Raw genomic sequence first — 12,876 nt, 5'->3', positions numbered from 1 at the left:
CATGGCCGTCGACCGCAGCTACCGGCTCGTCCCCGGCACCACGATCTTCGACGCCGAGCAGTCCGCCCGCGGGTACCACCTCAACCAGTTCTGCATGTCGCTGATGACGGCCGAGAACCGGGCCGCCTACCTGGCCGACGAGCGCGCCTACCTGGACGCCTGGCCGCTGCGCGAGGAGCAGAAGCGGGCCCTGCTGGACCGCGACCTGAACGCGGCGATGCGCGAGGGCGGGAACATCTACTTCCTCGCCAAGTGGGGTGCCACGCTCGGCTTCTCGTTCCAGCAGATGGCCGGCTCGATGACCGGCATGACCGAGCAGGAGTACCGGGACATGATGGTCTCCGGCGGCCGCTCGGCCAGCGCCCCGGCCAGCCGGATCGACCACGCCGTGCTGGAGGCCGCGCACGCCGACCCGTCGCCGCCCGCCGAGCACGCCGCCGTCTCGGCCGCCGTGTTCACCTCGCACGTCCCGGCGATCGGCGCCGCGCTGGACCACGGCAAGACCGGGGAACCGTACTGGCAGCCGGTGTTCGCCGGCTACGAGCACTCCCGCCGGTGGGCCGCCGCGCACGTCCCCGACGTGGTGGTCCTGGTCTACAACGACCACGCCAGCGCCTTCGACCTCTCGCTCGTCCCGACCTTCGTGCTGGGCACCGGCGCCGCCTACCCGGCCGCCGACGAGGGCTACGGCCCGCGCCCGGTGCCCGGCGTCGAGGGCGACCCGGAGCTGGCCGCGCACCTGGCGCACTGCCTGATCCAGGAGGACTTCGACCTGACCCTGGCCAACGAGATGCCGGTCGACCACGGGCTGACGGTGCCGCTGTCGCTGATGTTCGGCGAGGTGGAGCGGTGGCCGTGCAGGGTGATCCCGCTGCACGTGAACGTGGTGCAGTACCCGGTGCCCTCGGGGGCGCGCTGCTTCGAGCTGGGCCGGGCGCTGCGCCGGGCGATCGAGTCCTACCCGCGCCCGCTGGACGTGCAGGTCTGGGGCACCGGCGGGATGAGCCACCAACTCCAGGGCCCGCGCGCCGGGTTGATCAACCGGGAGTGGGACAACGCGTTCCTGGACCGGCTGGTCGCCGACCCGGCGGGCCTGGCCCGGGTGCCGCACCTGGAGTACGTGGAGGAGGCCGGTTCGGAGGGCATCGAGCTGGTGATGTGGCTGATCGCGCGCGGCGCGCTGAGCGACGTCGACGGCGGCGGCACGGTCGACGTCGAGCACCGCTTCTACCACGTGCCGGCGTCCAACACGGCCGTCGGCCACCTGATCCTGAACGACAACGGCCGTCGCCGTCGGCCTTCCGAGGAGAACTGAGATGACGAAGCAGCAGCCCCTGAGGATCGCCCTGGCGGGCGGCGGCGCGTTCGGCGCCAAGCACGCGGCGGCGCTGCGCCGGATCGAGGGCGTGGAGGTGGCCGCGGTGGTCTCCTCCTCGCCGGAGAGCGCGCGCAGGTTCGCCGCCGAGCAGGGCATCGCCCGGGCGGCCGGCAGCCTGGCGGAGGTGCTGGCGATGGACGAGGTGGACGCGGTGGTGCTGGCCACCCCGACGCCGCTGCACGCCGCGCAGACCCGGCAGTGCCTGGCGGCGGGCAAGCACGTGCAGGTGGAGATCCCGGTGGCGGCCTCGCTGCCGGACGCCGAGGCGTGCGTCGCGGCGGCCGAGCGCACCGGCCTGGTCGCGATGGCCGGGCACACCCGCCGCTTCAACCCGAGCCACCAGTGGGTGCGCCGCCGGGTGGCGGCGGGCGAGCTGACCATCCAGCAGCTGGACGTGCAGACCTACTTCTTCCGCCGCACCAACCTCAACGCGCTGGGACGGCAGCGCAGTTGGACCGACCACCTGCTGTGGCACCACGCCGCGCACACCGTCGACCTGTTCGCGTACCAGACCGGTTCGCCGATCGTCCGGGCCAACGCCCTGCAGGGCCCGCTGCACCCGGAGCTCGGCATCGCGATGGACATGTCGATCCAGTTGCAGGCGGCGAGCGGCGCGATCTGCACGCTCTCGCTCTCCTTCAACAACGACGGCCCGCTCGGCACCTTCTTCCGCTACATCGGGGACACCGGGACCTACCTGGCTCGCTACGATGACCTGATGACCGGAGAAGACGAACCGATCGACGTCAGCGGCATCGACGTCTCACTGGACGGCATCGAACTTCAGGACCGCGAGTTCGTGGCCGCGATCCGCGAGGGCCGCGAACCGAACGCCTCGCTCGCCCAGGTGCTGCCCTGCTACCGCACCCTGGCCGACCTGGAACGGCAGCTCGCCACCCCGGTGGCCGCATGAGCACCCCGCGCAGGATCGGCCCGTTCGAGGTCCCGGCCGTCGGCCTGGGCTGCATGAACCTCAGCCACGCCTACGGCACCCCGCCCTCCCCCGAGGACGCGGCCAAGCTGCTGCTGTCCGCCCTGGACGCGGGCGTCACGCTGTTCGACACGGCCGCGCTGTACGGCTTCGGCGCCAACGAGGAACTGGTCGGCCGGGTGCTCGGCCCGCACCGGGACCGGATCGTGCTGGCCTCCAAGTGCGGCCTGACGGGCGTGGACGGACGGCGCGTCATCGACGGCCGCCCCGAGGCGATCCGGCGCACCGCGGACGAGTCGCTGGCCCGGCTCGGCACCGACGTGATCGACCTGTACTACCTGCACCGGCTCGACCCGGCCGTCCCGGTCGAGGAGAGCGTGGGCGCGCTGGCCGAGCTGGTCGCGGCGGGCAAGGTCCGCACCATCGGCCTGTCCGAGGTGTCGGCGGCGACGCTGCGCCGGGCGCACGCGGTGCACCCGATCGCGGCGCTGCAGAACGAGTACAGCCTGTGGACCCGCAACCCGGAGCGCGGCACCCTGGAGGCGACCCGCGAACTGGGCGTCGCCCTGGTCGCGTTCAGCCCGGTCGGGCGCGGCTTCCTGACCGACGCGCCGCCCCGGACGGCCGACCTGCCGTCCGGCGACATCCGGCGCTCGATGCCGCGCTTCACCGACGCCCACTACCCGGCCAACCTGGCGCTGCGCGGCGAACTCGCCGACCTGGCCGCGGCGGCGGGCCTGACGGTGGCGCAGCTCGCGCTGGCCTGGGTGCTCTCGCGCGGCGAGCACGTGCTCGCCATCCCCGGCACCCGCTCGGTGGACCACCTGCGCGAGGACGTCGCGGTCCTCGGCCTGGACGTCCCCGCCGAGCTGCTGGCGGCGGCGGGCCGGGTGCTGTCCGACGAGACCGTGCACGGCTCCCGCTACGCGGAGGCCACCCTGCCGGAGATCGACACCGAGCGCTGCGGCGCGGCGGGCTGACGGCCCCGCACCCCGTCCGGCGGGAGCCCGCGCGGGCTCCCGCCGCGAGCGGGTCGGCTCCGGGCCCGCCCACGCACCGCCGGTCGCCGACGAACGCGAAGCCCTGCGCGCTACCGCGCAAGGCCTGACCGGAGCAACAGGCACGGCTGACGCCCACGACCGGAGCGCTGCGCATCGGCGGCCCGATCGAGCACGCCGATGCGCAGCGGACGGCGGACGACTCCGCCGGGTCCGCGCTCACCGGGGACGAGTACGCGGTGGTCGCCTCGCTCGCCGACCTCGGAGGGGCCGTGCCCGTGCCCGGCGGGTAACCGACCGTCCGCCGGGTGCGGCCGCACCCACCGAGGGGACCTCCCGGCACGGCGACCGCGCCGCCGTCGGCCGCGGGGGCGTCGACGGCGCCACCCGCCGGGCGGGCCGCCCGCTCAGCCGGTGGCGGGCAGCACGGCCACCGAGGCGGAGGTGGTGCGCAGCCGTACCCGGTGGTCGGCGTCCGGCTGCGAGGGGAGGGCGATCCGGACGTCCGAGGAGGCGGCGTCCGAGTCGAAGGCGTAGCCGTCGCCCCCGTCCGGCAGCCGCACCGCCACCGAGGCGGACGTCGACTCCACGGTCAGGTCGCCGGGCGGGGCGGTGAAACCCAGGTCGGCGCTGCCGGAGCGGATCGCCACCGTCGCGTGCTCCGGGCGCAGGCCGACGGCGGTGCAGCGGATCGAGGCCAGCGACAGCGCGAGGTCGCCGCGCAGCCCGGACAGCGCGATCTCCCCGGAGTCCTGGCGGACCGTCAGCGCGGTGCCCTCCGGGACGGTCAGCCGCAGCAGCCCGCCGCACCGGTCGAACGGGCCGCCGTCCGCGGCGGCGCACCGCACGGGCACGGCGCCGTCGCTCCCGGCCGGGCCGAAGTCGACCCGGCCCGGCTGCTCCGAGCCCTGCGGCAGGTACTCGGCGGTGGTGGCCGCGTCGTCGGAGCCGGTGATCTCGACCCGGCCCGACACCCCGTCCAGCAGCAGCGCCTGCGGCCGACCGGGCAGCGCCTGCGGGTGGCCCGGCAGCACCTGCGGACCGTCCACGACGGCCCCCGCCCCCGGCGCCCGCCCGTGCCGACCGGCCAGGGCCACCGCGCAGACGCCGACCAGGGCCAGCGCGACGGCCGCCGCGCCGAACCGCCAGACCCGCTTCCGGCTTCCCGGGCCCGGCCTCGACCCCGACGCCGACGCGGACCCCGACGCCGGACGCGTCACCGGGGGCGGTGGGGCCGACGGTGGCGGCGGCACGGTCGGCGGGCTCGGGTCCGGGCCCAAGCTCGGGTCCGGGCTCGGGCTCGGGTTCAGGTCCGGGTTCCGGTTCGGCTTCGGCGGGACGGGCTCGCTCATGCCCGGCCGTGTGCCCGCTCCCGCCCCGGGCATGCCCGCACCACCGGGCTGCACGCCGTTCTACCCGGCCGGGACGGCGGCCGGTGAGGAGGCGCCGCGGACGCGCAGGACGGGGGTGCCGGTGCCGTCGGCGGGGACGGTCCAGAGATCGGTGCCGGACCCGCCGCCGCCCGGGAGGGCGTAGCCGAGGGTGGCGCCGTCCAGCCAGGCGGCCTGGTCGTCGACGCTGCGGGTCTCGGCGAGCGGGTGCTCGCGCAGGTCGGCGAGGTCGAGGACGTACAGCCGCCAGGGGGCGGCGGGGTCGTCGGAGACCTTCTTCTTGAAGGCCAGCCGGGTGCCGTCCGGGGAGAGCGACGGGCACTCGACGTTCTCCCGCAGGGTGCGGGCGGACCAGGCGGCGAGGTCGCCCTCGACCAGGTGGGTGCGGCCGCCGGTGGAGACGGTGGCGTAGAAGCGGTTGTCGTCGGCGGCGAAGCTGACGCCCCAGTAGTTGACGTCGGCGGCGTGGTAGCGGGTGCCGTCCACGGTCAGCGGGATGCCCTCGATCGACTTGATCAGGTAGCCGGTGCGCAGGTCGAGGACGGAGGTGCGGGTGGAGAAGCCGCTGACGGCGTAGGAGTCGCCGACCGCGAAGGCCGTCCAGGAGAGCAGGTGGCCGGAGGCGGAGACCCGGGCCCGGTTCGGGATGCCGGGCACGACGATGCTCTGGAGCCGGGTGAACGCGCGGTCGTAGACCACGGCTTCGGTGCGGGCGGGGGTGCCGGGCAGAGCCCGCAGGCAGAGCGCGCGGTCGCCCCCGGCGTGGAAGCGCGCGCAGGAGGGCCCGCCGGCCGGTCCGCCCTCCCGGGCCACCCGCCCGGTCGCGGCGTCCCGGTAGTAGAGGCCGGGCCGGTCGAGGGCGAAGGAGGCGTCCGCGGCGACCGCCCGGTGCGCACCGCCGCGCGCCCGGGCGTGCAGCACGTAGCCGAGCGAGCCGCCGAGCAGCGCCAGCACGGCGACGCCCAGCACCACCAGCCGCAGCACCGGGACCTGTCGGCCGGTCGGTTCGTCCGGGGCCGGGGCCTGCGGGGCCTCGGGCTTGTCGACGGTGGTCATGCGGCCTTCCCTTCGGGCAGGATGCGCCGGGCCGCGAGCAGCGCGGCGGCCAGGGCGAGCGCGGCGGCGGCGAGGGCGGGGCGGGGGCCCCACCAGGTCCAGGCGGCGCCGAAGCCCGCGGCGCCGGCGAGGCGGGCCAGGGCCTGTCCGGTCTGGACGACGGCGAGGGCACCGGCCCGGCCGGTGGCGGGCAGCAGCGGTCCGGCCAGGGCCATCAGGACGCCGTCGGTCGCGGCGTAGAAGACGCCGAGCAGGACGAGCACCAGGACGACGGTGGCCCGGCCCGCCGGGGCGAGCAGGACGAGGTAGCCGGCCAGCAGGGCGAGGTGCCCGGCGAGGAACGGGGCGCGGCGACCGGTGCGGTCGGCGAGCCGTCCGGCGGGGACGGCGAGCAGCAGGTAGCAGGCGGCGGAGCCGAGCGGCAGCAGCGGGAAGACCTCGGCGGGCAGGTCGAGCAGCCGTTGCAGCAGCAGGTAGAGGAAGGAGTCGCCGACGGTGGCGGCGCCGAGCAGCGCGGCGGCGCCGGTGATCCGCCGCAGTGCGGGGTCGCGCAGCAGGGCGCGGACGGTCGGGCGGTCAGTGCGGGGCCGGGGGGCGGCCGGGTCGGCGGTGCCGTCGCGGACGAACAGCACCATGACCAGGACGCCGAGCAGTCCGGTGGCGAAGGAGACCACGAAGACGGCGTCGTAGGCGTCGGCGGTGGCCCGGAGCACGGCGAAGGCGGCCAGCGGGCCGAGCAGGGCGCCGGTGGTGTCCATGGCGCGGTGCACGCCGAAGGCGCGGCCGAGGTCGGCGGGGGGCGTGCTGAGCGAGATCATCGCGTCCCGGGGGGCGGTGCGGACGCCCTTGCCGAGCCGGTCGGCGGCGAGGGCGGCGGCGATGCCGGTGGCGGCGCCGCCGGCCAGCAGCAGTCCGAGCCGGGAGAGTGCGGAGAGCAGGTAGCCGGCTCCGGCGATGTGCTTGTGCCGGCCGCCGCCGCGGTCGGCGAGCCGTCCGCCGAGCAGCCGGACGAGTGCGGTGGCGCCGTTGAACAGGCCGTCGAGGAAGCCGAACTGGAGGGGTGACAGGCCGAGGCCGAGCACCAGGTAGAGCGGCAGCACGGCGCTGACCATCTCCGAGGAGACGTCGGTGACCAGGCTGACCGCTCCGAGCGCGAGGACGGTGCCGGGGACGCGCCGTCCCGTCCCGGCGGGGCGGGACGGCGCGTCCGGGCGGCGGCCGGTGGTGGCCAGGTACATCGCGGTCAGTGGCAGCTGTAGGAGGGGCTGGTGTCCTCGACCCGTCCGTCGGTGCCGACGTAGGTCCAGCTGTAGCCGCTGTCGGTGAAGTCGAGCTTCAGGACACCGTAGTCGCCGCTGATCCGCTTCTGGCTGTTGGGCTGGACCTGTTCGATCGGGTAGGGCTCGGCGCCGCCCGTGCCGCCGACGATCTCGACCATGCCGTCGGCGGTGGCCCTGCCGTCCGGGTCCTGCGGGGCGAAGCGCTCGTAGTGGTGGTCGTGGCCGTTGAGGATCAGGTCGGCCCCGGCGGCGTAGAGGATCTTCCAGACCGGCTTGGAGACGGGGTCGTTGCCGTGGCCGCCGGAGGAGTAGAGCGGGTGGTGCCAGTAGGCGGCGACGCACTTCCTGGTGGTGGCGGCGAGGTCGGCCTTCAGCCAGTCGATCTGGGCGCTCTGGTCGAAGGAGTTGGAGTCGAGGGCGACGAAGTGCCAGTTGCCCTGGTCGTAGCTGTAGTAGCTCTTGCCCTGCGGGTAGGCGATCGCGCCGAAGTAGGACTTGTAGCCGGCCAGCGACCCGGCGGGGTCGTAGGTCTCGTGGTTGCCGGGGACGGGCCGGGTCTTGGCCTTGAAGGCGCCCCAGGTCTGGTCGTAGTAGTTCTTGAAGTCGGCCAGCCGGGCGTCGTCGTACTGGTTGTCGCCCATGGTGATGTAGAACGCCGGGTTGATCTGCTGGGCGATCCTGGCGGTCTTGGGGTGGGCGCAGCCGCTGTCGGTGGCGGTGCACTGGGCGGCGATGTCGCCGGCCGCCACGACGGTGAACGCGCCGCCGGTGGGCGGCGGGGTGCTGCCGCTGGGCGAAGGGCTCGGCGTGCTGCCGTCGGGCGTGCCGTAGACCTCCATCTCGTACAGCGAGTACCCGTACGAGGTGCCGCGGGCGGTGCCGTACATCCGCACGTAGCGGCCCTTGCCGGACAGGCCGGTGAACTCGTCGGTGCCGCCGTTGCCGGCCTTCTCGGTGGCGAGGGCGGTCCAGGTGGCGCCGTCGGCGGAGGTCTCCAGCCGGTAGGCCTTGGCGTAGGCGGCCTCCCAGCTGAGCTTGATCCGGGTGACGGTGGCGGTGGCGCCGAGGTCGACCTGCAGCCACTGCGGGTCCTTGCCCTCGGCGCTGGCCCACCGGGTGCTGCCGCTGCCGTCGAAGGCCTTCGCGGCGGTGTACGAGGAGCTTTCGGTGGAGGAGGCGGTGGCCGTTCTGCCCTTGGAGAGCAGCGGGTCGGCCGCCGCCCCGGCCCGCTCGGACCAGCCGAACAGCAGTCCGCCCAGCAGGGCGAGCGCGACGGCGAAGCCGCCGGTCCGGGCCCGCCGGGCCGTGATTGCCTGGTGCATCTGGTGAACTCCCTGACCTGGAACGGGGAGAGCTGGACGCCGACGCGCGCCGCGGACGGGCCGCACCGGGGGCGGTGGCCGCACTCCACCGCGGCGGCCGGGTCAGAGCTCTCGCTGAGCGCGTCACGCCCCGTCCGGTGCGGGCGCCGCGCCGGGCCGCCGTCAGCGAGAGTAGTAGAAAGTAAAGTTTCCTTCCAGTACTGCCACCGATCGAACTTCCGTGTGCACTAATGCCGTTCACCGTTCACACTGACGCACCGTCAGGTTCACCCGGGGGCCCGGTCGAGGTCGGACGGGCCCTAGTCGGGGGCGAAGGCGGTGAAGAGGGCGCAGCCGGTCAGGACGGCCAGCAGGACGGCGGCGACCGTGCGGTCCGGGGCGGCGGGGCGGGGGCCCAGGCGGGTGTCGACCACGCCGCGCGGGTCCCGGGTGACCTGGAGGCGGTCGCCGAGCGCCGGGTGGGCCTGCCCGGTCTGGACCTGGTGGGCCACGGAGCCGTCGGCGAGTTCGACGTCCACGGCGGTCACGGACGGGCCGCGGCCGTTCATCGGGTCGGAGGTGACGACGGCGCGCACCACCGTGCCGTCCGAGGTGACGCCCCGGTCGTGCAGGAGCTGCTGGTCCTGCACGCCGAGGCCGGTGATGGCGAGGACGATCCAGGCCGAGAGCACGCCCGTCAGGCCCAGGGCGGCCGCTCCGCCGTCCCCCCTGGCCAGTCGGACGACGCCCGCCACGCCGAGCGCCAGCACCAGCAGGAGCCCGAGGGCGCCGGCGAGGCGGTGCCCGTCGCCCCGCAGCGCCAGCATCCACCACAGCCCGAACACGGCGACCGCCCCGCCGCCCACGCCCCACAGTGCCTTCTCCACGGCCCCACCCCCGCCCGTCCCGTACCCCGCGGCGGATGCGCCGACTCCCCTCACCGGCAGTAATTCTGACGGAACGTCAGATCATGGTGCCGATCGGCGCACGGGGCGCCGGAGCGGACCGCTCACCGGGCCGCGTCCAGCGGGCAGCGCCGCTGGAAGCCGAGCGCGAGGGCCATCAGCGCGGCGGGCAGCAGGGTGAACCCGGTGAGCAGCGCGGTCAGTGCGCCGCCGCTCTGGGCGGCGTGTTCACCGGCGGTGCTGGAGACGAAGCCGCCGAGGGCGAGGACGGCCGAGTACAGGTAGGGGCCGACGGCGGTGCCGGTGGCCTCGGTGGCGGTCCACACGCCGGTGTAGGCGCCGGCCTCGGCGTGTTCGGCGGCGGCGACCGCGTCCGGCAGCAGCGCGAACGCGAACAGTTGCAGCCCGGCGAAGGCCACGCCCATCGCCATCACCACGGCGGCGGTGACGGCGACCCGCGCTCCCCCGTCGAGCAGCGCGGCGGCGGGCAGCAGCAGCACCGAGCCGGTGGCGAACCCGGCCTGGGAGGCGAGCAGTCCGCGCTGCTTGCCGTTGCCGGGGCAGCGCGACCAGGCCGTCCAGGCGGGCCCGGCGAGCATCGCGGGGGCCAGGAAGAGGCCCATGAACAGGGCGGTCAGCCCGCCGTGGTGGAAGACGTGCTCGGTGACGTAGGGCAGCGCGGCCAGGAACAGGTGGGTGGTGGTGCCGGTGAACAGGTAGGACAGCACCAGGGGGCGGAAGCGGGGGTCACGCAGGGCGGTGCGCAGGTCGGCGAGGGTGGAGCGGCCGGCCCGTTCGGCGGGTGCCCGGAACCCGCACCCGGCGGTCAGCCGGCGCACGCCGGCCAGGGCGACGGCGGCGGAGGCGGCCATCGCGGCGGCCAGCAGCACGGCCATCCCGGTGTAGTCGGCGCGGGTGCCGCCGGCGGAGAGCGCGGGGGCGGCGACCCCGGCGGTGAGCAGGCCGGCGGTGAGCAGCGCCATCCGGAACATGAAGACCCGGGTGCGCTCGTGGTAGCCGACCTCCAGGTCGGAAGGGGTGGTCAGGTAGGGCACCTGGAAGGCGGCGAACAGCAGGTTCCCGGCGGTGAACCAGCCGCCGACCCAGAGCGCGGCGCCCGAGCCGTGCAGCGCGGACGGGACGCTGAACATCGCGACCATCGCCGGGCCGAGCAGCAGTCCGGCGCGCATCATCCGCCGCCGGTGCCCGTCGCGGCGGGCCTGCCGGTCGGAGCGGGAGCCGAGCAGCGGGTGGGCGACGACGTCGACGGCCTTGGGCAGCAGCAGGGTGGTCCCGGCCAGCAGGGCGGGGACGCCGAGCACGTCGGTGAGGAAGTACAGCAGCAGCAGTCCGGGCACGGTGACCCAGACGCCCATGCCGACCGACCCGGCGGCGTACAGGGTGAGCGCCCTGCGCCCGGCCCGGTGCCCGGTCACTCGGTCCCCCTGCTGCGGGCGACGACCCCGGCGGCGAGTGGGGCGCCGTCGAAGGCCCCGGCGGCGGCGCGGGCGTGCAGGGCGCGGGCGACGATCCGGTCGGTGAGGGCGGGCAGGTGGCGGGCGAGGAAGAACTCGACGGCGCCCTTGCGGGTGGTGGTGACGTCGCGGTGCGGGCGGGTGGAGAACGCGGCCTTGCCGATCGCGTCGAGCACGCCCTCCAGCGGCTCGTAGACGCTCATGCCCTCCAGGGAGAGCCCGGCGGCCCTGGTGGAGTCGTGGATCGGGCTGCGCACGGCGGACGGGTAGACGCAGCTGACGCCGACGTGGGTGCCGAGTTCGAGGCGCAGCGCGTCCGCGTAGGCGACCATGGCGCGCTTGGAGGCGCCGTAGGCGGCGGCCAGCGGGAGCTGTAGGACGGCCATCCGGGAGGTGACCATGACGACCCGGCCGCGGGCGGCGACCAGGGCGTCGACGCAGGCCGCGGTGGTGCGCCAGGTGCCGAGCAGGTTGACCTCCAGCTGGCGGCGGACCTCGGCGCCGGGGGCGTGCTCGGCGGGGGCGGGGCCGCCGGTGCCCGCGTTGTTGACCAGCACGTCGAGGCCGCCGAGGCTCTCCAGCGCCTCGGCGACGGCCGCGCGCACGCTGTCGTCGTCGGTGACGTCGCAGCGCAGCACGGGGAACGGCTCGTCACCGGCGGGGTGCAGGTCGAGTCCGCGGACGTGCGCGCCGGCGGCGGTGAGGCGCTCGCCGAGGGCGCGTCCGATGGTGCCGGAGGCGCCGGTGACCAGCACGCGTCGTCCGCGCGGGTCCTGACGCCGGTTCAGTACCGTCACTGGCCCTGCTCCTTCTGCTGCTCCAGCTGCTTCTGCTGCTTCTGCTGTCTGCGGGCCCGGCGGGCGCCGGCCTCGATCTCGCGGGGGACGGCGGCGACGTACCGGTCGAAGTCGATCCGCATCATCGGCCGCCGGTCGCCCCAGCGCCGGACGGCGGCGGCGTGCGCGCGGCGGACGTGGGCGCGCTGCCGCTCGGCGCTCGGCAGGGCGTAGCGCCCGGCGAGGTGGGCGGCGAACAGCCGGCCCTGGGCCTCGACGACGGGGAGCGCGGCGCCGGTGGACTGCATCAGGCCGACGAAGCCGAGCGTGGGGTCGTCGAGGTGGAACACCCGCTGGTAGAGCGGGAGTTCCTCGGGGTCGGGGCCGGTCCAGCGCTCGTCCAGGAAGGGGAGGGTGACGCGGTAGCCGGTGGCCCAGACGATGACGTCGACCTCGTCGGTGCGGCCGTCGGTGAAGTGCACGCGGGTGCCGTCGAGCCGTTCGATGCCGGGGCGGGCCTCGATCTCGCCGTGGGTGAGCCGGTGCAGGACGGTGTCGCTGACGGTGGGGTGGTTCTGGAACAGGCCGCCGGCGGGTTCGGGCAGCCCGTACCGGCCGGGGGTGCCGACGGCCAGCTTGAGGACGGTCTGCGCGACGGCCTGCCGGATGCGCCAGGGCAGCACGGCGAGCGCGCCGCCGGTGGCGTCGGCGGGGCGGCCGAACAGGTACTTGGGGACGATGTGGGTGCCGTGCCGGGCGGAGAGCAGCACCGGTCCGCGTCCGGTGTACGAGGCGTCGACGGCGATGTCCATCGCGGAGTTGCCCGTGCCGACGACCAGCACCCGCCGGCCCGCGTACGCGTCGGCGCGGCGGTGGTCGTGGGCGTGCAGCTGGGTGCCGGTGAAGTCGCCGGGGTAGCCGGGGCTGGGCCACTTCGGCTCGCGGTTGTGGCCGTTGGCGACGACGACGGCGTCGTGGCGCTCGCCGTCGACCCGCCAGCCGTGCGCGTCCCGGACGACCCGCTCGACGGTCGTGCCGAACCTGATCCGGTCGGTGACGCCGAAGCGGTCGGCGTAGTCGGCGAGGTAGTCGGCCACCCGGGCGGCGGACGGGTAGTCGGGCCAGTGCGCGGGCATCGGGAAGTCGGCGAACTCGGTGCGGCCCTTGCTGGTGTTCAGGTGCAGGCTGTCGTACGCCGGGGAGCCGTCCGGGCCGTCGTCGCCCGCCCACAGGCCGCCGACGCGGGTGCCGCGCTCCAGGACGGTGACCTCCAGCCCCTGGTCGAGCAGTGCCTTGGCGGCGGCCAGTCCTGCCGCGCCGGCGCCGATCACCGCCACCCTGGTCGAGCCCATGCCGGGTGCTCCTCTCGTGGAAAGGCGCTCATT

11 protein-coding genes are annotated in these 12,876 nt (G+C 75.3%); 3 read left to right on the top strand and 8 right to left on the bottom strand.

Going from position 1 to position 12,876, the window contains the following annotated elements:
* The first annotated feature begins 1 nt into the window (after position 1).
* From ligA to HUT16_RS35030, 3 genes are read left to right on the top strand one after another with little or no spacing between them, the layout of a single operon-like run.
* Positions 2-1,315, top strand: a complete 1,314-nt coding sequence (ligA, locus tag HUT16_RS35040; RefSeq protein WP_176192028.1) for a protocatechuate 4,5-dioxygenase subunit alpha — start codon at positions 2-4, stop codon at positions 1,313-1,315.
* A 1-nt stretch (position 1,316) separates the two neighbouring features.
* Positions 1,317-2,291, top strand: coding sequence for a Gfo/Idh/MocA family oxidoreductase (locus HUT16_RS35035; RefSeq protein ID WP_176192027.1), 975 nt, complete (start codon positions 1,317-1,319; stop codon positions 2,289-2,291).
* On the top strand, positions 2,288-3,289 hold the full coding sequence (locus HUT16_RS35030; protein WP_176192026.1) for an aldo/keto reductase: 1,002 nt from the start codon (positions 2,288-2,290) through the stop codon (positions 3,287-3,289). The genes HUT16_RS35035 and HUT16_RS35030 overlap by 4 nt, the downstream gene beginning before the upstream one ends.
* Positions 3,290-3,714: 425 nt before the next feature.
* Here the strand turns inward: HUT16_RS35030 and HUT16_RS35025 are convergent, their stop codons facing one another.
* The 8 genes from HUT16_RS35025 to HUT16_RS38960 form a co-directional block, all read right to left on the bottom strand.
* Complete coding sequence (locus tag HUT16_RS35025) at positions 3,715-4,356, bottom strand: hypothetical protein (protein WP_176192025.1); 642 nt, start codon at positions 4,354-4,356, stop codon at positions 3,715-3,717.
* Between the two features lie 363 nt (positions 4,357-4,719).
* A complete protein-coding gene (locus HUT16_RS35020) occupies positions 4,720-5,754 on the bottom strand; it encodes a hypothetical protein (RefSeq protein WP_254898142.1) in 1,035 nt (344 codons plus the stop codon).
* A complete protein-coding gene (locus tag HUT16_RS35015) occupies positions 5,751-6,992 on the bottom strand; it encodes an MFS transporter (protein ID WP_176192024.1) in 1,242 nt (413 codons plus the stop codon). Before HUT16_RS35015 ends, HUT16_RS35020 begins: the two co-directional genes overlap by 4 nt.
* A 5-nt stretch (positions 6,993-6,997) precedes the next feature.
* The gene (locus HUT16_RS35010) at positions 6,998-8,356 is read right to left on the bottom strand and encodes a discoidin domain-containing protein (protein WP_176192023.1); all 1,359 of its coding nucleotides are present in this window, start codon (positions 8,354-8,356) and stop codon (positions 6,998-7,000) included.
* 299 nt (positions 8,357-8,655) lie between these two features.
* Positions 8,656-9,222, bottom strand: coding sequence for a hypothetical protein (locus tag HUT16_RS35005; protein WP_176192022.1), 567 nt, complete (start codon positions 9,220-9,222; stop codon positions 8,656-8,658).
* Between the two features lie 122 nt (positions 9,223-9,344).
* Positions 9,345-10,676, bottom strand: a complete 1,332-nt coding sequence (locus tag HUT16_RS35000; RefSeq protein WP_176192021.1) for an MFS transporter — start codon at positions 10,674-10,676, stop codon at positions 9,345-9,347.
* On the bottom strand, positions 10,673-11,512 hold the full coding sequence (locus tag HUT16_RS38965) for an SDR family oxidoreductase (RefSeq protein WP_176192020.1): 840 nt from the start codon (positions 11,510-11,512) through the stop codon (positions 10,673-10,675). Before HUT16_RS38965 ends, HUT16_RS35000 begins: the two co-directional genes overlap by 4 nt.
* Positions 11,509-12,843: an NAD(P)/FAD-dependent oxidoreductase gene (locus HUT16_RS38960; RefSeq protein WP_176192019.1), complete on the bottom strand. Its 1,335-nt coding sequence runs from the start codon at positions 12,841-12,843 to the stop codon at positions 11,509-11,511. Before HUT16_RS38960 ends, HUT16_RS38965 begins: the two co-directional genes overlap by 4 nt.
* Positions 12,844-12,876 lie beyond the last annotated feature (33 nt).

It is taken from the genome of Kitasatospora sp. NA04385 (genome assembly GCF_013364235.1).
Taxonomy (GTDB): Bacteria; Actinomycetota; Actinomycetes; order Streptomycetales; family Streptomycetaceae; genus Kitasatospora.
The sequence above is the reverse complement of the archived record's forward strand: the minus strand, read 5'-3'. Positions and strand labels throughout refer to the sequence as shown.

Excerpts from the sequence above, each read along its gene's own strand:
- ligA (WP_176192028.1), top strand. The coding sequence starts at position 2 with ATGGCCGTCGACCGCAGCTACCGGCTCGTCCCCGGCACCACGATCTTC.
- HUT16_RS35035 (WP_176192027.1), top strand. The coding sequence starts at position 1,317 with ATGACGAAGCAGCAGCCCCTGAGGATCGCCCTGGCGGGCGGCGGCGCG.
- HUT16_RS35030 (WP_176192026.1), top strand. The coding sequence starts at position 2,288 with ATGAGCACCCCGCGCAGGATCGGCCCGTTCGAGGTCCCGGCCGTCGGC.
- HUT16_RS35020 (WP_254898142.1), bottom strand. The coding sequence starts at position 5,754 with ATGACCACCGTCGACAAGCCCGAGGCCCCGCAGGCCCCGGCCCCGGAC.
- HUT16_RS35015 (WP_176192024.1), bottom strand. The coding sequence starts at position 6,992 with ATGTACCTGGCCACCACCGGCCGCCGCCCGGACGCGCCGTCCCGCCCC.
- HUT16_RS35010 (WP_176192023.1), bottom strand. The coding sequence starts at position 8,356 with ATGCACCAGGCAATCACGGCCCGGCGGGCCCGGACCGGCGGCTTCGCC.
- HUT16_RS38960 (WP_176192019.1), bottom strand. The coding sequence starts at position 12,843 with ATGGGCTCGACCAGGGTGGCGGTGATCGGCGCCGGCGCGGCAGGACTG.